Origin of the sequence: Candidatus Nitrosoglobus terrae (assembly GCF_002356115.1) — a bacterium.
GTDB lineage: Bacteria > Pseudomonadota > Gammaproteobacteria > Nitrosococcales > Nitrosococcaceae > Nitrosoglobus > Nitrosoglobus terrae.
Genome location: NZ_AP014836.1, coordinates 223,427 through 247,728, shown reverse-complemented (window position 1 = coordinate 247,728; position 24,302 = coordinate 223,427). Strand labels below are relative to the sequence as shown.

Sequence of the window (24,302 nt, the reverse complement as noted above, 5' to 3'; positions counted from 1 at the left end):
CTCTAAAATCATAGGGATTACTTCAAACTTTTGATCTCCTCTTTAGCTTTTTTATACTTAATTTAGTTTACCATGGCAGTGTTTATACTTCTTCTCTGATCCACAAGGGCAAGGTTCATTTCGACCAACCTTTCGACTACCCCTAACATAGGGAACCTTCGTCGATTCAGTGGTATCAGGTAAATCTGTCGAATTCGAATTATCCGGCTCTTCAACTACCATTGCGCTTGAATCTGCATGCTGATACTGCACTGCGCCAGTAGTACGGCGTTGATGTTCCACAGCCTCTACATCAGATTCAGCATGTACTTGTACCTTGGACAGAAGAGCAATAACATTCTGTCTAATCCGCCCTAGCATCTCCTGAAACAGCTCAAACGCTTCACGTTTAAATTCTTGTTTTGGGTTTTGCTGAGCGTAACCTCGTAAATGGATACCTTGACGTAGATGATCCATTGTTGCTAAATGTTCTTTCCATTGAAAGTCAAAAACTTGGAGCATTGCTGCCTTCTCAAAGTGACGTATTACCTCTACATTCACTAATCCTTCTTTTTCCTTATAGGTAGCCTCTGCAGCCTCAATAACGCGTTCTCGTAGAGTCTCTTCATGAAGCGAATCATCGGCTTCTAGCCAGCCAGTAATATCAGGGTAAAGATTAAACTCACTTGCTAATGCTTCCTGTAACCCAGGAACATCCCATTGCTCATCAATACTTCTAGGAGGGATGTATTGACTCACTACAGCACTTATTACGCTCTGGCGAATACTTTGTATCATCTCTGAAATATCGCTCGCTAGCATCAGCTCATTACGTTGATCATAGATAATCTTACGCTGATCATTAGCTACATCATCAAACTCTAGCAGCTGTTTACGAATATCAAAGTTATGCCCTTCTACTTTACGCTGCGCATTTTCTATAGCGCGAGTTACCCACGGATGCTCAATAGCTTCCCCACGCTCCATACCAAGCTTGTGCATCAGACCGGAGATTCGTTCTGAAGCAAAAATACGCATTAGATTATCTTCTAGTGATAAATAGAAGCGGCTTGATCCCGGATCTCCTTGGCGGCCAGAACGCCCTCGAAGCTGATTATCAATACGACGAGATTCATGGCGCTCAGTACCAATAATATGCAGACCTCCAATGGCTATGACTTGATCATGGCGCTCTTGCCAAGCACGGCGTATTTCCTTTTTTTTGCCCTCATCAGCTTCTTCGCTCAGAGTAGCTAGCTCTGCCTCTAAACTACCGCCAAGTACAATATCAGTACCGCGACCTGCCATATTCGTTGCAATGGTAACTGTACCCGGCTTACCCGCTTGCGCAATAATATGGGCTTCTTTTTCATGAAACTTAGCATTAAGCACTTGATGCTCAATATTCTCTTTTGCAAGCAATTTCGAAAGATATTCAGAACTTTCAATAGAGGCTGTCCCTACTAATATCGGCTGATTACGGGAACGGCAATCTTTAATATCTTTAGTAATCGCCTGAAATTTCTCTTCTGCAGTTAAATACACTTTATCTCCATGATCTACACGAATCATCGGAACGTGAGTAGGAATAACTACAACTTCTAGGCCATAAATTTGTTGAAATTCATAAGCCTCAGTATCTGCTGTGCCGGTCATCCCTGATAGCTTGTCATAGAGGCGAAAATAATTTTGAAAAGTAATAGAGGCTAGCGTTTGATTCTCGCTTTGAATAGATACACTTTCTTTAGCTTCTATTGCTTGATGTAGGCCTTCTGACCATCTCCGGCCAGGCATAGTACGGCCCGTAAATTCATCTACAATGACTACCTGATCATCCTTAACCATATAATCTACGTTTTTATGAAAGAGTACATGCGCCCGCAAAGCGGCATTTAAATGATACATCAAGCTAATATTAGCTGCGTCATAAAGACTCTCTCCTTCTTTCATTAAACCGAGATCAAGCATGATTTGCTCAACCTTCTCATGCCCTAATTCAGTTAAATATACTTGCCTTGCTTTTTCATCTACTGTGTAATCCCCTGCCCCTTCTTCATTTTCCTGTTTACTTAGTTGAGGGATAAGCATATTAACTTGCTGATAAAGATCAGAGCTCTGCTCTGCGGCTCCGGAGATAATTAATGGGGTACGCGCTTCATCAATAAGAATTGAATCAACTTCATCTATGATAGCGTAATGAAGTTCGCGCTGTACTTTGTCCTCCAAACTAAACGCCATATTATCCCGCAGATAATCAAAGCCAAATTCATTATTTGTACCGTAAGTAATATCTGCTGCATAAGCGGCTCTCCTAGTAGCAGAGTCCATATTAGAAATAATAACTCCGGTAGATAACCCTAGAAACTGATATAAAGAACCCATCCAATGGGCATCACGCTGAGCTAAATAATCATTGACGGTGACTACGTGAACTCCTTTACCCGGAAGCGCGTTAAGATAGGCAGCTAGCGTAGCCACCAAAGTTTTACCCTCACCCGTACGCATCTCTGCAATCTTACTATCATGGAGCACCACGGCACCTACAAGCTGCGCATTAAAGTGGCGCATACCCAAAACACGTTTACCTGCCTCCCGTACTACGGCAAAAGCTTCAGGAAGAAGATCATCTAAATCTTCACCTGCAGTAAGCCGATTTCGGAATTCATTAGTTTTAGCCTGTAGCTGCTCATCGCTAAGCGTAGCAATATCTTGCTCTAAAGCATTAATCTGCGCTACGGTCTTATTCATACCTCGCAATAAGCGGTCATTTCGAGAACCAAACACCTTACTGAGTAAATTAGTTACCATAACTGCTGGGTTAATCTTAAGATTGAAAATATAATAGTTAAATCCAATATCACTTAACGGTAAGGCTAAACAATAATCACTAGGGAGGAAGATTCAAGAGAGCTGGCCTTATTTTTGAGAATAGTTTGCAATTATAACAGATAAGATGAAGAGGATAAGCGTACTGCTACTGCTTTTTAACCCTTTTTTTCTGCTCCAGCAAATAGAAGTAGCGGATCAATGGTACGTCCATTATGTAGAATTTCAAGATGAACATGAGGACCCGTTGAACGGCCAGTAGATCCTACTAAAGCAATAGGCCGGCCTTTAGCCACATTATCACCTACCCGTACTAGATTTTTTTGGTTATGAGCGTAGCGAGTTACATAGCCATTACCATGATCGATTTCTACCATATTTCCATAACCCGCACGCCCTCCTGACCAAGTCACAATACCCGCTGCAGTAGCTAAAATTTTTGTACCCGCTTTAGCGGCAAAATCAACCCCATGGTGGAACGCTACTAAACCACTAAAAGGATCAGTACGATAACCATATTTAGAAGAGAGCCAACCACGGCGCAGTGGGCGTCCTTCCGGTAGTGTTGTTTGTTGCCTATTTCGTTCTGCCAGCACAACCTCTAGTAAACTTAATTGTTGCTGGCGATCAAAGACTGTCTGCTCTAACCGGCCTATAGTTGCTAAAAAACTATTTACCTTCGGCACTACAGATCCTGATTGAGATAACGCCGGTCCCCCTATAGCAGGGGGATTACGAAAATTAAACTCCCCTTTCTCTAACCCTGCATGAGTAATTAGGCGCTGTCCAAGCACATTAACACGATCCATCTCTGCCTGCAGATGTCCAACGCGTTTAGCAAGGCCATTTAATCCTTCTACCAACATTGATTGCTGCCGACCTAACGTTGTTTGCCAATCTTTAGCTGAGATCTTAATTTGATCTAGATACTGCCGTTGTGTTGTAGATTGCGCTGTTAAACCTAAATAATAAGCTCCACAAGCTATTAATAAAATTAGTATCAACACTAAAAATAGATATACAGATAGCGTATAGGTATTGAGGTGGATACAATTTTGGCCTTCTGATACTTTAGGAAGAATGATAATGTTCATTATCTTAATTTTGACTGTCAACCTAAGAATAAAATATATAATTATGCAAGCTATTCAACTTATCCTACTTAATAATACTAAAAATAACTTTCGCTGCTTAATTACTAGAGCCAAGTTTTTGCAGCAATTAACCATTGAAGTTTGCCACCAACTTCCTGATATCCTAGCCCCTTATTGCCTAGTTGCAAATATTAGAAATAATCAATTACTTATTCTGCATACTAACACTACGGCTCGCGCTAGTCTTCTACGCTATCACGGGCCAAATATTATTAAACATTTACAAAAACACCCAGAATTATCTAACCTTCATAAAGCAACAATACACGTACGATCCTTGCCTTTCCTATCAGATCTTCCGCAACAACAGCGCACGCTCATCTCTCAGAAAAATGCAGCCCTACTCCGAAATGTAGCAAGTGGATTTAAGGATGCATCTCTACAGTCAGCTTTCTTACGCTTAGCTCGCCGTGCTAATCCCTATTCCTAAATTTAACGACTATAGTTCATGTTATACTGCAGCTAAAGGATAGGAAAAAAGAATAGGCACCACCGCCTCATCTTCAAAAGTAACCACTTCCCAAGCAGATTTATCAGCCATTAATGCACAAAGTAATTTATTATTTAGTGCATGACCCGATTTATAACCACTAAACGCACCAATTAAAGCATAGCCAAGAAGATAAAGATCGCCGATAGCATCTAAAACCTTATGACGCGCAAATTCATCTTCATAACGCAAACCATCCTCATTAATAACTCGGTAATCGTCAATAACTACTGCATTATTTAAACTACCTCCTAAAGCTAAATTAGCCTCTCGCAGACGCTCAATATCTTTCATAAAACCAAAGGTTCGCGCTCGGCTTACCTCTTTTACAAAGGAGGTAGAAGAGAAATCTAGTTCAACCCCCTGAGGACGACTCTTAAAGGCTGGATGATTAAAATCAATGACAAATGAGATCTTAAAACCATCAAAAGGATCAAAACGAGCCCACTTATCTTCTTCCTGCATAATTAATGATTTTTTAATCCGAATGAAACGCTTAGGTGCCTCTTGATAAGCAATACCGGCGGATTGAATTAGAAAAACAAATGGGCCTGCGCTACCATCCATGATAGGAATCTCCGATGCACTAAGATCCACGTAGGCATTATCAATACCAAGACCAGCAAAAGCAGATAATAAGTGCTCAACAGTTGCAATTCGCACATTCCCCTTAACAAGAGTGGAAGACAACGTTGTATCACCTACATTCCCCTCACATGCCTTAATCTCAACAGGAGGATCTAAGTCGATTCGACGAAATATGATACCCGTATCCACTGCTGCAGGCCGCAAAGTAAGATATACAATATCACCTGTATGCAGCCCTACCCCGGTAGCACGTATAACATTTTTAAGCGTGCGCTGTTTTATCATTACAAAACATTTCCTTCTCGTAATAACTAGCTAATTATAAATATTTTTATTTTTGAGGTAGCGGGAATCTGCCTCAGATAGCTTTAATTAATCAAATTAATCAGCTTGGCGACGTAAAAATGCCGGAATATCTAAATAATCCATATTGTTATCACTATTTGTTACTTTTCGATCCCTTGGCGTATTGCCATGGCGAATCACGGTAGGCTTATCATAATCTATAGATTCATCCATATCAGTCGCCTGAGAGAAAGTGTGGTGAACAAGGCTAACCGGCGCCTTTGCCTCCGATTGCCCTAACCCTGTAGCGACTACAGTGACTCGTAGCTCATCTTCTAGATCTGGATCAATAACAGTACCTACTACCACAGTAGCATTATCAGCAGCATATTCTTTTACAGTATTTCCCACCTCCTCAAACTCACCAATAGACATATTGGATCCACCGGTAATATTAACCAAAACACCGCGAGCGCCTTTCAAACTAATATCCTCTAAGAGAGGACTTGCTACAGCGGCTTCAGCCGCTAGGCGGGCGCGCTCTTCTCCTTTTGCACTGCCAGACCCCATCATGGCCATTCCCATCTCAGACATTACCGTACGCACATCCGCAAAATCCACATTAATAAGGCCAGGGCGGGTAATTAATTCTGCAATCCCTTGAACTGCGCCTAGCAAAACATCATTCGCTGCTTTAAAAGCATTTAACAGGCTAATACTTTTACCTAGCACTGGCATCAATTTCTCATTAGGTATGGTAATTAATGAATCAACGTATTGAGTTAATTCCTTTATTCCTTGATCGGCAATAGCAGCGCGCTTACGACCCTCAAAGGCAAAAGGCCGCGTGACAACAGCGACAGTTAAAACTCCTAATTCTTTAGTGACTTGAGCAACTACAGGAACACCCCCAGTTCCAGTTCCTCCTCCCATACCAGCAGTGATAAAAACCATATCGGCACCGCTCACAACCTCCATAATTCGATCTCGATCTTCCAAGGCAGCTTGGCGACCAATTTCGGGATCGGCTCCAGCTCCTAACCCTTTAGTAATATTACTACCCAGTTGCAGCACCGTATGAGCGGCGCAATCTTTCAGAGCCTGTGCATCCGTATTAGCAACAATGAAGTCAACCCCTTCTATTTTAGCCTCAACCATATGCCGGATAGCATTACCTCCTCCTCCACCGACACCAATAACTTTAATTACTGCACTTTGGGTATATGAATCCATTAGCTCAAACATAGTAATACTCTCCTCATTACGCTAATCTTATTGCGGCTTAAAAATTCCCCTGAAACCATCCTCGCATCCGATCCCATATACTTCGAGCACTCTGTAGTGGTCGAATTTCTAAACCTGGGATATAGCGATGATGACCAAAAAGCAAAAGTCCTACACCAGTAGCATGAACAGGGTTTCTAGCCACATCAGCTAATCCTGTTATATGCTGAGGTATACCGAGTCGTACCGGCATATTAAAGATCTCTTCCGCTAAATCAATAGCCCCCTCCATTTTAGCGCTACCCCCTGTCAATACTACACCCGCTCCTAGCAATTCTTCATATCCACTACGTTGTAACTCTTGTAAAACTAATTTAAGTAATTCATCATAACGGGGTTCAACTACTCCAGCTAGCGTCTGGCGTGACAATCGCCTTGAAGGCCGTTCACCTACGCTAGGAACCTCAATACCCTCATCAGAGCTGGTTAACTGAGTCAAGGCACAGGCGTACCTGAGTTTAATATCCTCAGCATGCTGCGTTGGTGTACGCAAAGCTACAGCGATATCATTGGTAATCTGGTCACCTGCAATAGGAATGACCGCAGTATGACGAATAGCACCATCAGTAAAGACCGCAATATCCGTAGTTCCTCCACCAATATCCACTAAACATACACCCAATTCCTTCTCGTCATCCATCAGCACTGAGTAACTGGAAGCGAGCTGTTGTAAAACAATATCATCCACCTCAAGGCCGCAGTGGCGCACACACTTAATAATATTTTGAACTGCACTCATAGCCCCAGATACAATATGTACCTTAGCCTCTAGCCTAACACCTGACATTCCTACGGGATCTCGGATACCTTCTTGGTTATCAATAATGAACTCCTGAGGCAGCACGTGTAAAATCTTCCGATCAGCGGGGATGGCCACTGCTCGAGCAGCATCAACGACTCGCGCTATATCTTCAGAACTTACCTCTTTATCCCGAATAGCGACAATCCCATGAGAATTTAGGCTACGGATATGATTACCAGAAATACCCGTAAATACCGAATGAATCCTGCAACCTGCCATTAATTCAGCTTCTTCCACTGCGATCTGAATCGATTGAACTGTAGAGTCAATATTAACTACAACCCCCTTTTTCAGCCCATGGGAAGCATGAAAACCCATCCCAATGACCTCAACCTCACCCTGAGAATGTGCTTCAGCAACAATAGCCGCTACTTTGGAAGTGCCAATATCCAAGCCAACAATTAAATTCTTATCTGTACGCCTAGGCATCTAATACTGCCTCACGAATCCATGCTGGCGTGGCACCCCCACGCCAAGTCACTGCAAAACCATTCGTATAGCGCATATCTATCTGCTTTATATCCTCTTGATGTAACTGTAGTAAATGCATATAAACCCGTAGAAACTGGGCTAAACGCTGCTTGTTGTATGTTCGTCCTAAAATGAGTTCTATACTATTATCAAAAACGATGCGGCAATCTCGTCGTTCACCAATAATCAGCTGAACTGCTCGCAGCTTAAAGGGGTTAACTTGCTTCTGTATTTCTCTAAAACGCTTCACTAAGAGGTGTTCACCACCTAAAGGGCCTTCTAGTTTGGGTAAACCCTTAGGAAAACTCTCCTGTGGAGGAGTAAAAATCTTACCTTCTACACTTACTAAAGCATTTTCACCCCAACGGGCTAATGGCACCTGTTCCTTAGCCTGAACCTGCAATCCATCCGGCCAAATACGGCGCACCTTTACCTGAGATATCCAAGGTAATTCCCCGACTGCTATTTGTATTTTCTCTAGGTCTACGCTGAAAAAACCACCCGTTATATGGCTTGTTACCGTCTCGCGTATTTTTTGTTTGGTAGTATGCTGAAATTGCCCTTCAATACTCACTTCACGCAGAGGTAGATTCTGTGGATCAGTCAACCATTCTGTACCCCAAGTGGCTATACTAATTAGGAGCAATATGAGTACACCCTGCTCAATTGCACGTAACGGTATAGGACGCGAAGGCTGAGAGCGGCTTGCCCCTCGCCCTCGTTGTATCTTTCGAGGTTTCCTATTACCTAACCTATTCATGTACCCCTATCCCTTATTATTTTCGACTGCTCTCTAATATCTGCAAAATCAAATCATCAAACTTGATACCCGCAGCCTTAGCTGCCATAGGTACTAAACTGTGAGTCGTCATACCTGGAACGGTATTAACTTCTAATAGATATGGACGCTCCTGTTCATCGCACCTGAAATCCACTCGCCCCCAACCGCTAGCTCCTAATGCATGAAAGGACTCCAACGCTAACGTCTGTAAAGCCTGTTCTCGCTCTTTAGATAGCCCACACGGGCACAGGTAACGGGTAGTATCAGCAAGATATTTGGCTTCAAAGTCATAAAATTGATGGGGTGTTTCTAAGCGAATAAGCGGTAAGGCCTGTCCAGCAAGAATACCTGCTGTATACTCTGCTCCTGGAAGCCAGCGCTCAGCAAATACTGTTGTATCAAAAGCTGCAGCCTCCTGATAAGCGGCTTTCAATTCCTTGATACCTTCCACCTTAATAATACCTAGGCTTGATCCCTGTCGTGATGGTTTAACGATAAGGGGGAGTGTCAGGTGAGATACGACCTGAGAAAAATCTGTCTCATTATTTAATATATAAAAGTCCGCAGTGGGTAGCTGTATTCCTCGCCAAAGCTGTTTACTTCGTAGCTTATCCATAGCTAAAGCTGATCCCATCACTCCACTACCCGTATAAGGTAAGCCTAAAGTTTCCAAGGCCCCTTGAATAATCCCATCCTCTCCACCACAGCCGTGAAGCGCTATAAAAACCCGATGAAACTTCCCGGTTAATAGCTGCTCTATCACCTGCTCCGCTACATCAATTCCATGAACATCAATATCTTTATTAAGAAGCGCTTGAATTACTGCCTTCCCACTTTTAAGGGAAATTTCACGCTCCGCGGATCTCCCTCCCATAAGCACTGCAACTTTGCCCCAGTCGCCATCAGCAGCTACAGGCATCATGCTGGAAGCCCCGCAATGTGCACTTCGGGCACCAAAGTAACTCCTTTCTCCTGCCTCACAGTTTCAGCTACCCATTGAATCAAACACTCAATATCAGTCGCCGAAGCACTCCCTTTATTAATGATAAAATTAGCGTGCTTTTCTGAAACCTGAGCCCCCCCTATCGTGGCTCCTTTTAGTCCACAGGATTCAATTAACCGCCCAGCTTTATTATTCAAGGGGTTACGAAAAACAGATCCAGCGCAGGGCTGCTGGATTGGTTGAGAATTGCTACGATATCGTAATAATTCTCGAATCTGGCTTTGCGCAACTTCTCTATCTCCGGTCATAAAACACAACTCAGCAGCTAGAAACCATTCTTGGCGGGGGCTATGCACTTCCCGATAACCAACTTGATATTCCTGAGGTACCCGCTGATGCCGATCACCTCTTATAGTAGCGACCTCTACTGCAGTGACCAGATCCCAGATTTCACTACCAAAAGCCCCTGCATTCATCGCTAGAGCTCCGCCCACCGTCCCCGGAATTCCAGCTAAAAACTCTGCTCCCTTTAGTCCTTCACGGGCACAAAATTTAGCTAATTTAGCACAAGGTACCCCAGCTTCAACCCATATTACAGTTTTACTACGTCGCTTAATTCTAGATAAAGCTTTAGCTGTTACAATCACGGTGCCTAATAGCCCGCCTTCCCGAATCAGCAAGTTACTACCCAGCCCTAACCAAAACAGAGGCTCATTCTCAGGCAATGAATGAAGGAACGTTAGTAAGTCTTCTGCATCTGCAGGTCGATATAAGTATTGTGCTAATCCGCCTACACGCCAAGAAGTATAGTTTGCCATGGATACATCCCGCTGTAGTTGCCCTCGCAGTGAAACAGCCTTCCTTACCCCTACCATTAAGGATCTCCTCTTAGGGAAACTGATAGGCGCTTCGCCAAAGCACCAATATCACCAGCTCCTAGCGTTAATAGCACATCACCTTCTTGCAAAAGCGCTAATAACACTTTCTCAATAGTGTGTGTATCCTCCACAAATATAGAGTTATTTTGGCTATACACTTGAATCGCTCGCCACAAAGCATAACCATTAGCTTCCGAAATTGACTCCTCTCCTGCTGGATAAACTTCAAGCAAAATCAGCATATTTACCTGAGACAACACTCGAACAAAATCTTCAAATAAATCTCGGGTTCGGGTATAACGGTGAGGCTGAAATATTACTACTAAGCGTCGGTTAGGCCATCCGGCGCGGATTGCCTCTAATGTGGCTGCAATTTCCTGAGGGTGATGCCCATAATCGTCTACTAGAAGCACTTTTCCCACTAGCGTACTCATTTCCCCATAGTGCTGAAACCGACGCCCAATTCCAGAAAACTTCCCTAAAGCGCTTTGAATATCATCATCTTTTACCCCAATCTCACGGGCAACAGCTATCGCAGCTAATGCATTCAAAGCATTATGAGTCCCAGGCAGACTCAATCCTAACTTCAAGCAACTATTATCAGGGCAAGCAACTTCAAATTGGATATAGCCTTGGATCTGCTTTAACCCATATAACCGATAATCCGCATCTTCACAAATACCATAGGTCAATACCGGACGTCCTATATCAAGCAATAATTCTCGCAGCACTGGATCATCCAAACATACTACGGCTAAACCGTAGAAAGGCAGATGATGTAAAAACGCTAAGAAGGTATTTTTAAGTGCGGTAAAGCTCCCTCCATAACTGCCCATATGATCAGCGTCTATATTAGTGACAACTGCTAGCATAGGCTGTAGATGCAAAAAGGAAGCATCGCTCTCATCTGCTTCAGCGACTAAATACTCACCGCTTCCTAGACGGCTATTAGCACCAATACTATTGACTCTACCTCCAATCACAAAGGTAGGATCTAATTTTCCCTCTCCCAGAATACTTGCAATTAAGCTCGTAGTTGTGGTTTTACCATGAGTGCCTGCTACAGCAATGCCGTAACGGAAGCGCATTAACTCTGCCAGCATCTGCGCTCTAGGTATCACAGGAATAAATCGTTCTCTGGCGGCCATTAATTCGGGGTTATTTTTACTGATAGCGCTTGAAACTACCACTACGTCGCAATCTTCAATATGTTTAGGATCATGACCAATGATGATTCGAGCACCCAAGTTTATTAATCGTTCAATGAGTTGATTTTTTTGTAAATCTGAGCCTGAAATCTGATAACCCAAATTAAGCAGAACCTCAGCAATGCCCCCCATACCTACCCCACCAATACCTACAAAGTGGATGCGCTGAATTCGGCGCATCATGGGAAACATGGGAAACATAGGGATCATCTGAAAATCAACTTCTTCTAGCAGCTAGACAACAATCAGCAACTCGTTGGGCGGCCCCTGTTTGATGAAGTCCTCGAGCTAATCGTGCCATAGTCACCAGAGAATCACGATCTGCTCTTAATCGCTTAAGTTCTCCAGCTAGTCGATGAGGTGTAAGTTCGCCTTCAGGCAATAACAAAGCAGCCCTTTTATCCACCAAATAACGAGCATTTGCCTGCTGATGATCATCAATAGCAAAAGGAAATGGTACTAATATAGAACCTACTCCTGCTGCCATCAGCTCTGCTATTGTTAAGGCTCCGGCACGACATAGTACTAAATCAGCCCAAGCGTAAGCCTCCGCCATCTCTTTAATAAAAGGTATAACCCTAACGTCCACCACTCCAACTGAACAATAGGCGGCAACAATAGATTGCTCTCGCTGGCTATCGCCGCCACATTGATGCCAAATCTCAAGGCGAATCTCCGGTATAAGTAGAGCTAAGGCTTGGGGAAGAATTTCGTTTAATATTTGTGCCCCTCGGGATCCGCCAAGCACAAGTAACCGCAAATAACCACTTCGTCCCCGGAAGCGATCATCCGGATCGGGAAGTTTTTCAATCTCCTCACGAATCGGATTACCCACCCATTCAGCACCTATAGCAGCGGGAAAAGTTCCAGGAAATCCTTCCATAACTTGATGAGCTAAACGTGCTAATAGCCGATTAGTAGTGCCTGCTATCGCGTTCTGTTCATGGAGAAGCAAAGGCCGTCGCAATAACCATGCCCCTAGACCCCCGGGTCCTGAAACAAATCCCCCCCAGCCGAGTATTACGGCTGGTTGCTGACGACGCAGCGCATTGAGAGCTTGAAGCAAGGCGGTTAATAATCTTAATGGGGCAGCTAACCAAGCTCCTAATCCCTTACCCCGTAAACCATTAACTGAGATCCATTCAACTGGGTAACCAGCCTTTGGCACTAATTCAACTTCTAACCCATGGCGTGTTCCCATCCATATAACTTCCACCCCTCTAGCTCGAAGTACCTCAGCGACAGCTAGGGCTGGAAAAATATGCCCTCCAGTACCCCCTGCCATAATAAGTACTCGAACTGCCATCTCTTAACTTCGCCTACGGCTAGATTTAGATTTAGGAAAACGCGTTTCAAAATCGACCCGTAAGATAAGCGCCACTGCAATACAGACGACGACACTACTGCTACCACCAGCACTCATTAACGGTAAAGTCAATCCCTTGGTAGGCAATACCCCCATATTAACCCCTAAGTTAATAAAAGCTTGAAGACCTATCCAAATCCCAAGGCCATAGGCAAGATAACCACCAAAAGCGTGACCCGCCTGCTCTGCCGCGCGGCCAATCATAAGGGAACGATAAACTAGCACAACAAACAGGACAATCACAGCTAAGCTTCCTACCAGACCCAACTCTTCAGCCACAACCGCGTAGAGAAAATCTGTGTGTGCTTCCGGTAGATAAAATAACTTCTGAATACTATCCCCTAATCCTACACCTAGCCATTCACCTCGACCAAAGGCGATCAAAGCTTGAGTGAGTTGATAACCACTGTTTAAAGGGTCAGCCCAAGGATCGAGAAAAGAAGTTAGCCGCTCCATTCTATAAGGGGAATACCAAGCTAAGCTCATAAGCCCCATTACCCCTGAAATAACAAGCAGCAAAAAATACCAAAGGCGAGTCCCGCCCAAAAATAACATCCCTAATATAGTGGCAAACAGAACTACCATAGATCCGAAATCCGGCTCTAGTAGTAGCAATACTCCAACCACCATAAATATCCCTAGAGGGAATAGAAAGCCCCTCATCGTAGTACGCACTTCATGGCTACGGCGAACTAAATATCCAGAGAGATAAATCACCATAAATAGCTTTCCTAACTCAGAGGGCTGTAGTCTAATCGGACCTATAGCCAGCCATCGACGACCCCCATTAACTTCTAAGCCAACCTCTGGAATCAGCACTAATATCAACAATCCTATTCCTAGCAGTAGTAGAATTGGGGATATCCGCTCCCAAAACAGTAGCCGCACTCGCCAAACACCGAATGCTGATATTAGCCCAATTAATAAAAAAAGCCCTTGACGCCAAAGGTAGTAAGTAGGATCGCCAAAGCGACTCTCAGCAATTGCTACAGAGGCCGATCCCACCATAACCCAACCAAGGCCCATCAATGTCATCGCGGCTCCTAGTAAATAGAGATCAGGTAAGGAAGGCGTATTACCAGAAGGGTCATTCATATCAAAATTTTTTTAACAGCCTGCATAAATACCTGACCCCGATCCTCAAATCCAGAGTACATATCAAAGCTGGCGCAAGCGGGTGATAACAGGACACAGTCACCCGGCTGAGCAAGTGTACTGGCTTTATTAACCGCCTCATCCATATTATTAACCCGATAAAGCGGTGCACTATTAATAAGCGCCGCCTCTAACTGAGAGGCATCCTGACCCATCAAAATCACAGCTCTTGCTCGCCGGGTTAAAGGTTTGTATAAAGGGGAAAAATCTGCATTCTTACCCATTCCTCCCGCTATTAATATTAACTTACCCAAGCAAGGGAACCCTTCAATAGCAGCCAACGTAGCACCTACGTTAGTCCCCTTAGAATCGTTATACCAACGTACCCCAGCTATCTCTACAACTAACTGGCAGCGATGAGGTAGGCCTTGAAACTCCTGTAAAGCCGACAACATCCCAGTACGAGATAGCCCGATAGCCTCACCTACAGCTAAAGCAGCTAAAGCATTCGCCCAATTATGACGTCCTACAAAGCGTAGTTTATTAGTAGCTAATAACAACTCATGGCCTCTAGCCAGCCATATTTCATTATTCTGCTCCTGCAATCCATATTCATCGTTTGTTGCGGGTGTATTTAGTGTAAATTGAAGACAGCGCCGTTCTGACTGGGCTAGAGTGCTGACACGAGGGTCATCGGCATTGATAATCATAGTCCCAGTACCGTTATAGATTCGAAACTTAGATTGGGCATAGGCTTCAACAGTAGAATAGCGATCCATATGATCAGGGCTAATGTTAAGCACGCAGGCCGCAGCCGCATTTAATGTATAGGTGGTCTCCAGCTGAAAGCTGGATAACTCCAAAACATAAAGATCTGGGGCTGGTTTTTCCAATAACTCTAAGGCAGGTAACCCTAAGTTGCCTCCAGCCAGAACCTGCTTACCCGCTTGGCGCGCCATCGCTTCAACTAGCAAAGTCACTGTACTTTTACCATTAGAGCCTGTAATCGCTACTATAGGCGCCTTAGCATAGCGAGCAAATAACTCAATATCACCTAATATGGGTATTCCCATCCCTTGCGCTGCCTGAATTATCGGATCACTTATGGGCACCCCTGGGCTTATCACTAATTGTTTAGCCTGCTGAATTAATTCAGTATCAAAACTGCCAAGCCGAATAAACACCCCAGGAATCTCATTCTGTAGCGCAGTAAGTGCTGGCGGATTCTCACGACTATCTATCACAGCTACTGAAAAACCATGATTTATCAGAAATTTGGTACAAGATAGCCCTGTTTTACCAAGACCGACTACCACAGTATCTGCTACTGGGCTAGGCCGTACTGATTTATAGAGCATTTTATGACTACCCAAAAAGAATTTTGAGACTCGATATTTTATTATTTTATTTTTAAGTGCTCTGCCTTGATGTACATAGCTAACGAATCTTTAAAGTAGCTAATCCAATCAAAACCAAAATGACAGTAATAATCCAGAATCGAACAATCACTCGAGGTTCTGGCCAGCCTTTGATCTCAAAATGATGGTGCAAAGGTGCCATACGGAAGATACGTCGGCCGGTCAGTTTATAAGAAAGCACCTGTAAAATCACGGATACCGTTTCTATTACAAATACTCCTCCCATGATAAATAGCACTAATTCCTGCCGCACTAATACCGCTAGTATGCCTAAAGCGGCCCCTAAGGCCAGTGCACCCACATCACCCATAAATATCTGGGCAGGATAGGTATTAAACCAAAGAAATCCTAGCCCTGACCCCACCAGCGCACCGCAAAATATCACTAACTCTCCTACTCCGGGGATATAGGGAATCCCCAAATAATGAGCAAAGCCAGCGTGACCCGCAACATAAGCAAAGATTCCTAAAGCCCCGCCGACCAATACGGTAGGCAACACAGCTAACCCATCCAGACCATCTGTAAGATTAACGGCATTGCTACTACCCACCACTACAAAATAAGTTAGCAGAACATAATAACACCCTAGATTCACTGCAACATTTTTAAAGAATGGCACAATCAATGTAGTCTCAGCTGAAACCGTAGCAGTGGAATATAAAAATAGGGCAGCACTGAGGGCAATGACCGATTGCCAAAAATATTTATGTCTACTTAGCAGTCCACGTGAGTTTTGGTGAATCAATTTTTTATAATCATCTACAAAACCTACCCCTCCAAATAGAAGAGTCACGATTAACACTACCCATATATAACGATTACTCAGATCCGCCCATAGTAATGTCGCTGCAGAGATGGCTATGAGGATAAGCCCTCCGCCCATGGTGGGGGTTCCCGTTTTACTAAAGTGACTGACTGGCCCATCTATACGTATAGGTTGGCCAATGGATCTTAGGCGACGGATCATAACTGGGCCAACGGCCAAGGAAATCACTAAGGCGGTTAATACCCCTAAGATAGCTCGCAAGGTAAGGTACTGAAATACCTTAAATCCGCTATTAAAATGAACCAAATAATCAGCTAAATACAGCAGCATCAGTTTTCAAAACTACAGGTTTGGCCGCAAAGAGCCGCTACAATTTGCTCCATATGCATACAGCGAGATCCTTTTATAAGCAAAGTAACATCAGCAGGCTGCTCCTTTTGAAGCGCTGCTAATAATTGCTGCTGTTCTGTAAAATGTAGCGCCCGATTACCAAAAGCCTCTGCCGCACAGATACTCAGATGTCCTAAAGTATAAAGTCGACTTACACCCGCCGCCCGTGCTTGCCTACCCATTGTTCTATGCAGTGTGGCAGACTCTGCTCCTAATTCGGCAAAATCCCCAAGTACTAAAAATCGCTCCCCAGAAAACTGATTCAATAACTCTAGTGCAGCTTTAAGTGAGGCTGGGTTAGCATTATAGGTATCATCAAGTATCCGCATCCCATTAATCCCACGCCGAAACTGTAATCGACCTGAGACTGGAACTAAAGAAGCTAGTGCCATACTGATTTGATCTAAATTTAACCCCAGTGTAATGGCAGCAGCGGTTGCAGCAAGAGCATTTAAAATATTATGCCGCCCTAGTAAGGGTAATTGAACATCAGTCCTACCTATTGGTGTAATTAGGCTAAAATGACTACCTTCGGTACCAATCACTACATTATCCGCAGTAATCTCTCCTGATGGGGTTAATCCAAAATCCATTACCGATGATTTACTGACTAAGCTACGCCAATAAGCAAAATTAGGATCATCCCTATTCAGCACCGCCACTCCTTCTGGATAAATACCTTGAAAAATCTCGCCTTTAGCTTGAGCAACACCACTAAGATCCCTAAACCCATCTAGGTGCGCAGGCCCTGCATTAGTAATCACGGCTACTTGTGGGCAAGCTAGCCGGCTTAAATAGCCAATTTCGCCTAGCCGATTAGCCCCCATCTCAATAACCGCAAAATGATGAGCCGTATCCAGTTTTAATAAAGTCAGTGGAACGCCTATATCATTATTTAGATTCCCTTGGGTAACTAATGTAGGCCCTGCCCTATTTAGCATGGCAGCTATCATTTCCTTGACTGTAGTCTTGCCATTACTACCCGTTACTGCAACTACAGGGCACTCAAAGCGTTGACGCCAATAAGACCCCAGCTGACCTAGCGCTATTCGGGTATTTCTTACCTCAATCTGGGGTAAGGGATCATTAATTGTTTGCTCCAGTAAAACAGCAGCAGCCCCTTGCTCCCGCGCTTGAGTAATAAAAGCATGGCCATCAAACCGTTTACCTTTTAGGGCAATAAATAAAGTCCCCGCTATTTCTATAGCAGAACGGGTATCGGTAGTTATTCCATGCACTATCGCATCCTGTCCTTGCAATCGCCCCTGTACAGCTTGGGCAAACTCTCCTATACGCATCTTAAATCCCAATGCCATCAGTAAAGCAATCCTCTTCGTTGCTTTAAAGCCTGCTGCGCTTGCTCTCGATCGCAAAAAGGGCGCCGCTCAATACCTATTTGTTGATAATTTTCATGACCTTTTCCTGCAATTAGCACAATATCTTTAGACCCAGCAAGCTGCACAGCACGCGCAATCGCTTCAGATCGGTTTCTAAATTTATAAACGCTATCAGGGTTTTTCATACCAGAGAGGATATCAATAATAATCTTAATGGGATCCTCACTTCGAGGGTTATCATCTGTTAGCATCATAAAATCAGCTAAACGCTCTGCTACTGCACCCATTAAAGGGCGTTTACTTGGATCACGCTCTCCACCGCATCCAAATACACACCATAACCGCCCCCCTGGATCTAGATGGTCTCGCAGAGAATGTAGCGCCTGCTCCAAAGCATCTGGGGTATGAGCATAATCTACAACTAACAGAGGTTCTCCCCATCCTCCCATAGATTCCATACGCCCCGGAACCGCTTGAATTTGACAAAGACGTTCTAAAGCCTCAGTAAAAGGCATTCCACAGGCGATTAGTCCCCCAAGGGTAGCAAGAAGATTATAAGCATTAAATCGACCTAATAAAGGACAGCTTAATTCGCCTTTCCCCCAAGATCCTTCGATATTCATGGATACCCAACTGCGATCATAGTGAAGTTTACTAGCTCGAAGGTTGGCTTGGGGGTTTTCCAATCCATAGCTAATAACAGTTATTTCAGGAGGAAGTTTTACTATCAACGCTCGACCCACAGCATCATCACAGTTTATCACTGCATTGCATAATCCGGGTTGGGCAAATAATAGAGATTTAGCCGTTTGATAACTAACCATATCACCGTGATAATCAAGATGTTCATGGCTTAGGTTAGTAAAAATAGCAGTATTAAAAACAACGCTATTGACTCGCCCCTGATCCAAGGCATGGGAAGAAACCTCCATGACTGCATAAGAAGCGCCTGCATCATACATGGCCGCTAGCTGTTCCTGCACTGTCACTGCATCTGGCGTGGTTAGATCGCTGGGGATAATAGCCTCTACTAATCCTACCCCCAGCGTACCCATCAGCCCACAAGAGTTTTCCCCTTGGTGTAAGGCTTGAGCTAAAAAATGGCTTACTGATGTCTTACCATTAGTTCCCGTGACACCAATTACATACACTCGCTGCGACGGTTGAAGATAAAATCGATTAGCAATAGTACTCACTTTAGTGCTTAACTCAGGTAAAGCAATGTACGGTATATTTAGGGTTTGTAGCCGATCTATAAATTCTGGTGGGACTGGCGCTACCGGATCATAAATTATAGCTGCAGCACCTTTATCTATAGCAGCACCAATGTAATTATGGCCTAACTGTCGCCTACCTCGGCAAGCAAGAAATACAGATCCACGGTTTATCCAATTACTATTCAAAGATAAACCCGTAATCTGGCAATTATGAGTTTGCTCGGTAAGGGCTCCTAAACCTATCAGTAAATCGTTTAAACAACATACACGATCATCAGAATCAATCGCTATCGCTTGCTGCTCTAACATTTTTCCTACCTCCATTCCTGCTTTCACCTAAGAGTGCCTACCCGCTCAGCTAAATGCAGAGGAGGGGGACTATCGGGGGCAATATTTAATAGCCGCATCGCCCCTGTCATTACTCGAGAGAAAACCGGTGCAGCTACTAATCCTCCATAATAGTCCCCGCCCTGGGGTTCATCAATAAACACAACCATTGCTAAACGGGGGTGGCTTGCAGGGATAAGACCTGCAAAAAGTGAGATATATCGACTCTTAGCATAACCTCCTGATATCGCTTTTTTAACTGTGCCTGTTTTACCCGCTACTCGATAACTGGGAACACGGGCCCGCTCTCCCGTACCTCCATCGCTTATTACTTGCTCTAACATAGATAACACCGCAGATGCAGTACTCTCAGGCCATACCCGATATCCACTTACAGCTTGCTGCTGGTAAAGAAAACTTACCGGCTTCAGTTCACCTCCAGATCCAATGGCTGCATAAGCACGGGCTAGTTGCAGCGGGGTAACTGATAAACCATAGCCAAAGGACAATGTAGCTCGCGCGACCTCGCTCCGCTCAAAAATGGCTGGATCAGGTAAATGCCCTTCTGCTTCCCCAGGGAAGCCGCTTACAGTTGAAGATCCCAACCCTAGTTGTGAAAAACCCTGCCAAAAACGCTGAGGATCAAGCGCTAGGGCAATTTTACTAGCTCCTACATTACTTGATTTTTTAATCACCGTGCTCACATCAATACGGCCATAGTTATGGATATCATGAATGGTATAACGTCCTACGCGGAAATATCCTGGCGCCGTATCAATTAAGGTATGGGGTTGAAACTTACCTGATTCCAACGCTATCCCTATAGTGAAAGGTTTAATCGTTGATCCAGGCTCAAATAAATCAGTGACAGCACGATTGCGATATAAACGGCCTTGCAGCTGAGAACGATCATTCGGGTTATAAGCTGGGTGATTAACCATAGCTAATACTTCACCAGTATTCACATCTAAAACCACCAGTGAGCCAGCGCGAGCATTATGCCCCTGGACGGCTGCTCTAAGCTCTCGGTAAGCTAAATACTGAAGCCGTAAATCAATACTTAAACGTAAATCTTGCCCCGGCCTCGGCATTCTGATATTTTCCACATCTCTTACTATCCGCCCGTGGCTATCTTGAACTACTCGTTTTTTACCTGGGATTCCTTGTAATACTTCACCAAAAGCCAATTCCAAACCCTCTTGGCCTAAATCATCAATATTGGTAAAACCGATGATATGGGCTGCTATGGAACCTGTAGGATAATAGCGCCGATATTCTGATTGAAGATTAACACCTAGTATATCTAAGGCTTGTACTTGTAAGGCGACCTCAGGTTCTACCCAGCGCTTTAAATAAACAAATTCCTGTTTATCGCCTTGCTCAATTCGATGTTCCAAATAAGTAGTTGAAACCCCAATGGCGCGTGCTAGCTCAGGCCATCGATCAGGGGCTTTACGCAATAGCTGAGGGTTAAACCACACCGAGGCGACAGGAGTACTGATGGCTAAAGGCTCGCCATAACGATCAGTGATCATGCCTCGATGAGCAGGTACTGTTATAGCGCGTAAATGGCGTGCTTCGCCTTTTCCTTGTAGGAAACCACAATCTAACACTTGTAATTCAACTAACCGTATCACAAGGCCTAATACGGTTATAGCGAAAATAAAGCTTACAACCCATAAACGAGTTGGATAACCTTTATCTCGCCTTTGACTCATATAGTTTATTTAAGCTTAAGAATAACTATTTCAGTTGAGTCTGGCATTAACAGTCCAAGCTTTTCTCGGGCTAAATGCTCTACCCTTCCTTGTCTAGAAAGCGTGCTTTGCTCCAAAAGTAAGCGCCCCCATTCATCATCTAATTGATCTCGTATCTTATAAAATTTTTGTAATTCTATAAATAATTTACGATTTTCATGTTTAGTATACACAACTCCTACGCCCGAAATTAATGCTAACGCTACTAACACACCTAATAATAGCCAGCGAATCATCATGATTAGCTACTCTATATGAGCAATTTTCTTTGCAACTCGCAATTTACTACTACGTGCACGTGGGTTATGGATAATCTCATCTGAATTTGGCTTGATCGGTTTACTTAATACTTCCAACTTAGGCCGAAGATTATTACTCATAATTGGTAAATCTAATGGAAAATTATTATCATAAGATTTATGCTTAAAAAACCGCTTTACGATACGATCCTCTAAGGAATGAAAGCTGATGACGGCTAAACGCCCTTTCACGGCTAGTATTGTCACCGCTTGCTCAAGTGCGGCACCTAACTCCTCTAGCTCATTATTAATAAAAATACGTATCGCCTGAAAAGAGCGAGTAGCAGGATGCTTACCAGGCTCCCAATTTGGATTAGCTTTAGCTACCACCTCAGCCAATTGCTTAGTTCGGGTTAATGGTTTAATTTTGCGAGCCTGCACTATTGCCCTAGCAATACGTCGATAATAACGTTCCTCCCCATAATTTTTAAGCACATCTATAATTTCATTCTCCCTTGCATGAGCTAGCCATCTAGCAGCACTCATTCCTACATCTGGATTCATTCGCATATCCAAAGGGCCATCTCGTAAAAAGCTAAAACCACGCTGAGTATCCTCAAGTTGTGGAGATGAAACACCCAAATCAAGCAACACTCCATTTACCCTTTCAAGCCAGCCTTTTTGCTCTATTATCCGGGCTAAATCTTTAATTGAGGCTTGCACAATAGAAAATCGTCTATCTCTCTGGGCTAAAATCTGGCCTGCAACAATCGCTTCTGGATCTTTATCCACCCCTAATAACCGGCCTTCATCGGATAACTCGGCCAAAATTGCTTGAGCATGCCCACCACGGCCAAAAGTACCATCCACATATAAACCATCTCTCTGAATAGCTAGGGCTTGAAGAGCTTCATTTAGTAATACAGGCTTATGATAGATGGTAGATATCGACTCTTCATTCACGGAAATTACCCTATACTGCTATAGAACACTTATAACAAACATCTATAGGATTTAGAATGAATAGCGATAACGTCTAGTAGGAATAAGCAACCGACTCTTAAAAAGCATTCCTAAATATTACACCTGCTAAACAAGCTATCCTTGCTCTATCAAAAACTACATGGTAGGTATGTACTGATAATGTGTCAATAAAGACTTAATAATTTTCTTTAAGTTTTTTACGTAAATTAGAGTAAATATATCGTTCAATAGATTATGGAAATGTAATGAGAAATAAGATGAAGATAGATAGGAGAGGAGTTAAAACAATATAATGCGAAAAAAATGAGACGGCCGATAAGCCGGGTTCTGTCGTGGACAGCCATTCATCTAGGATGCACATCACTATGCACCTCAAGCAGCCTACCCAGGAATGATGCGGGTCGCATCTTAATTCCCTTATTTGGCCTTGCTCCAGGTGGGGTTTACCATGCCGCAGAGTGTTACCACTCGCGCGGTGCGCTCTTACCGCACCTTTTCACCCTTACCAGCGCTCTTCTAAGCGCGTTGGCGGTTTATTTTCTGTGGCACTTTCCATAGGCTCGCGCCCCCCAGGAATTACCTGGCACCTTACCCTATGGAGCCCGGACTTTCCTCATTACCCTATTTTAAAGATAACGCGACTGTCTAGCCGTCTCAAACCTTTAGCTATAATTTTATCTTTGAACAAACAATTTACCACACTCTCTAAACACAGAAAAATTTAGCTTAAATTACAATTAATACATAATCCTAGAACAACCTACCCTTTAAGCTTATTAGTGTATTTAAAAATATCATATATCCCAGCTCTTAGCCTTTAGAAGACTATAGCTAAACTATAATCTTAGAGCTAACTGATAAAGGTCATTCCTCTTAAACCCAGTAATTTCAACTGCTACAGCTACTGCTTGTTTTAAAGGTAAAATTTTTAATAAAGGCGCTAATACTTTTAACGCCTCCTGCTTTATAAAGTCCTGCTTTTTATCTGCTCCATGGATAAGCAAAACAAGCTCCCCACGATCTGATTCGGGGGACTGCTCAACCCAAGTGAGAAGGGTAGCAAGTCCTCCTGTATGAACTGCCTCATAGAACTTGGTCAGCTCCCTTGCTATTACGCCTTCTCTTTCTGGTCCAAATATTTCTACCATAGCTTGCATAGATTCAAGTAACCGACGAGGAGCCTCATAGAAAATAAGCGTACGATTCTCATCAGCTAGCTGATGTAATCTAGCGTATCTTGCATTAGCTTTTACCGGCAAAAACCCCTCAAATACAAATCGATCAGAAGGCAATCCAGCCACTGATAAAGCAGTTACTGCAGCGCAAGGACCTGGTATCGGTACTATGGGTATCCCAGCTTGCCGCCCCTGCCGAACCATTCGGTAGCCTGGATCACTAATTAATGGGGTTCCCGCATCACTAATAAGTGCTATAGAAACCCCTGCCTTGCAGCGAGTAATCAGTGCCTCAACTTGTTGTTTTTCATTATACTCATGTAATGAAATCATTGCCGTAGTAATTCCAAAATGACGCAATAAACCCGCACTATGACGAGTATCTTCAGCAGCAATCAAATTTACTTGGTGTAGAATTTCTTGGGCACGAGGGCTGAGATCCCCTAAATTTCCAATGGGAGTGGCCACTATATACAAAGTACCTGTTTTATCGGCTACCATCATCATGCTCCATCTAGGCTACCAAGCAGGTAGCAGGTAAT

At 43.7% G+C, this 24,302-nt stretch carries 20 protein-coding genes and 1 other RNA gene; 1 reads left to right on the top strand and 20 read right to left on the bottom strand.

Annotated elements, in window-relative coordinates:
* Nucleotides 1-57: 57 nt before the first annotated feature.
* Together secA and TAO_RS01195 are read right to left on the bottom strand one after the other, a co-directional pair.
* Nucleotides 58-2,787: a preprotein translocase subunit SecA gene (gene secA / locus TAO_RS01200; protein WP_096526248.1), complete on the bottom strand. Its 2,730-nt coding sequence runs from the start codon at nt 2,785-2,787 to the stop codon at nt 58-60.
* Nucleotides 2,788-2,963: 176 nt separating this feature from the next.
* On the bottom strand, nt 2,964-3,899 hold the full coding sequence (locus TAO_RS01195; protein WP_096526247.1) for a M23 family metallopeptidase: 936 nt from the start codon (nt 3,897-3,899) through the stop codon (nt 2,964-2,966).
* A 43-nt stretch (nt 3,900-3,942) separates the two neighbouring features.
* Between TAO_RS01195 and TAO_RS01190 the strand changes: the two genes are divergently transcribed.
* Nucleotides 3,943-4,389 (top strand): DciA family protein, encoded by a 447-nt coding sequence (locus TAO_RS01190; RefSeq protein ID WP_096527697.1) that lies wholly within the window; start codon nt 3,943-3,945, stop codon nt 4,387-4,389.
* 21 nt (nt 4,390-4,410) lie between these two features.
* Here TAO_RS01190 and lpxC read toward each other — a convergent pair whose 3' ends face one another.
* From lpxC to rsmI, 18 genes are all read right to left on the bottom strand, one after another.
* Nucleotides 4,411-5,322, bottom strand: a complete 912-nt coding sequence (gene lpxC, locus TAO_RS01185; RefSeq protein WP_096526246.1) for a UDP-3-O-acyl-N-acetylglucosamine deacetylase — start codon at nt 5,320-5,322, stop codon at nt 4,411-4,413.
* Nucleotides 5,323-5,418: 96 nt separating this feature from the next.
* The gene (gene ftsZ / locus TAO_RS01180) at nt 5,419-6,567 is read right to left on the bottom strand and encodes a cell division protein FtsZ (RefSeq protein WP_096526245.1); all 1,149 of its coding nucleotides are present in this window, start codon (nt 6,565-6,567) and stop codon (nt 5,419-5,421) included.
* Between the two features lie 37 nt (nt 6,568-6,604).
* Nucleotides 6,605-7,837, bottom strand: coding sequence for a cell division protein FtsA (gene ftsA / locus TAO_RS01175; protein ID WP_096526244.1), 1,233 nt, complete (start codon nt 7,835-7,837; stop codon nt 6,605-6,607).
* Nucleotides 7,830-8,639: a cell division protein FtsQ/DivIB gene (locus TAO_RS01170; protein ID WP_096526243.1), complete on the bottom strand. Its 810-nt coding sequence runs from the start codon at nt 8,637-8,639 to the stop codon at nt 7,830-7,832. The genes ftsA and TAO_RS01170 overlap by 8 nt, the downstream gene beginning before the upstream one ends.
* A 16-nt stretch (nt 8,640-8,655) precedes the next feature.
* Nucleotides 8,656-9,582, bottom strand: coding sequence for a D-alanine--D-alanine ligase (locus TAO_RS01165; protein ID WP_172419031.1), 927 nt, complete (start codon nt 9,580-9,582; stop codon nt 8,656-8,658).
* Nucleotides 9,579-10,478, bottom strand: a complete 900-nt coding sequence (gene murB, locus TAO_RS01160) for a UDP-N-acetylmuramate dehydrogenase (RefSeq protein WP_096526241.1) — start codon at nt 10,476-10,478, stop codon at nt 9,579-9,581. Before murB ends, TAO_RS01165 begins: the two co-directional genes overlap by 4 nt.
* Complete coding sequence (murC, locus tag TAO_RS01155; protein WP_231910532.1) at nt 10,478-11,890, bottom strand: UDP-N-acetylmuramate--L-alanine ligase; 1,413 nt, start codon at nt 11,888-11,890, stop codon at nt 10,478-10,480. The genes murB and murC overlap by 1 nt, the downstream gene beginning before the upstream one ends.
* A 16-nt stretch (nt 11,891-11,906) precedes the next feature.
* A complete protein-coding gene (gene murG / locus TAO_RS01150; RefSeq protein ID WP_096526240.1) occupies nt 11,907-12,995 on the bottom strand; it encodes an undecaprenyldiphospho-muramoylpentapeptide beta-N-acetylglucosaminyltransferase in 1,089 nt (362 codons plus the stop codon).
* A gap of 3 nt (nt 12,996-12,998) precedes the next feature.
* Nucleotides 12,999-14,150: a putative lipid II flippase FtsW gene (gene ftsW / locus TAO_RS01145; RefSeq protein WP_096526239.1), complete on the bottom strand. Its 1,152-nt coding sequence runs from the start codon at nt 14,148-14,150 to the stop codon at nt 12,999-13,001.
* On the bottom strand, nt 14,147-15,508 hold the full coding sequence (gene murD, locus TAO_RS01140) for a UDP-N-acetylmuramoyl-L-alanine--D-glutamate ligase (protein ID WP_096526238.1): 1,362 nt from the start codon (nt 15,506-15,508) through the stop codon (nt 14,147-14,149). Before murD ends, ftsW begins: the two co-directional genes overlap by 4 nt.
* 79 nt (nt 15,509-15,587) lie before the next feature.
* Nucleotides 15,588-16,664, bottom strand: a complete 1,077-nt coding sequence (mraY, locus tag TAO_RS01135) for a phospho-N-acetylmuramoyl-pentapeptide-transferase (RefSeq protein WP_096526237.1) — start codon at nt 16,662-16,664, stop codon at nt 15,588-15,590.
* Nucleotides 16,664-18,040: a UDP-N-acetylmuramoyl-tripeptide--D-alanyl-D-alanine ligase gene (locus TAO_RS01130; RefSeq protein WP_096526236.1), complete on the bottom strand. Its 1,377-nt coding sequence runs from the start codon at nt 18,038-18,040 to the stop codon at nt 16,664-16,666. The genes mraY and TAO_RS01130 overlap by 1 nt, the downstream gene beginning before the upstream one ends.
* Entirely contained in the window at nt 18,040-19,614 is a 1,575-nt protein-coding gene (locus TAO_RS01125; protein ID WP_231910531.1) for a UDP-N-acetylmuramoyl-L-alanyl-D-glutamate--2,6-diaminopimelate ligase, read from the bottom strand. Before TAO_RS01125 ends, TAO_RS01130 begins: the two co-directional genes overlap by 1 nt.
* Entirely contained in the window at nt 19,611-21,323 is a 1,713-nt protein-coding gene (locus TAO_RS01120) for a peptidoglycan D,D-transpeptidase FtsI family protein (RefSeq protein WP_096526235.1), read from the bottom strand. Before TAO_RS01120 ends, TAO_RS01125 begins: the two co-directional genes overlap by 4 nt.
* Nucleotides 21,324-21,328: 5 nt before the next feature.
* A complete protein-coding gene (ftsL, locus tag TAO_RS01115; protein WP_231910530.1) occupies nt 21,329-21,601 on the bottom strand; it encodes a cell division protein FtsL in 273 nt (90 codons plus the stop codon).
* 6 nt (nt 21,602-21,607) lie between these two features.
* On the bottom strand, nt 21,608-22,549 hold the full coding sequence (gene rsmH / locus TAO_RS01110; RefSeq protein WP_408607629.1) for a 16S rRNA (cytosine(1402)-N(4))-methyltransferase RsmH: 942 nt from the start codon (nt 22,547-22,549) through the stop codon (nt 21,608-21,610).
* Between the two features lie 336 nt (nt 22,550-22,885).
* Nucleotides 22,886-23,242: RNase P RNA component class A (gene rnpB, locus TAO_RS01105), an RNA gene on the bottom strand.
* A 179-nt stretch (nt 23,243-23,421) separates the two neighbouring features.
* Nucleotides 23,422-24,261, bottom strand: coding sequence for a 16S rRNA (cytidine(1402)-2'-O)-methyltransferase (gene rsmI / locus TAO_RS01100; protein ID WP_096527694.1), 840 nt, complete (start codon nt 24,259-24,261; stop codon nt 23,422-23,424).
* Nucleotides 24,262-24,302: the final 41 nt, after the last annotated feature.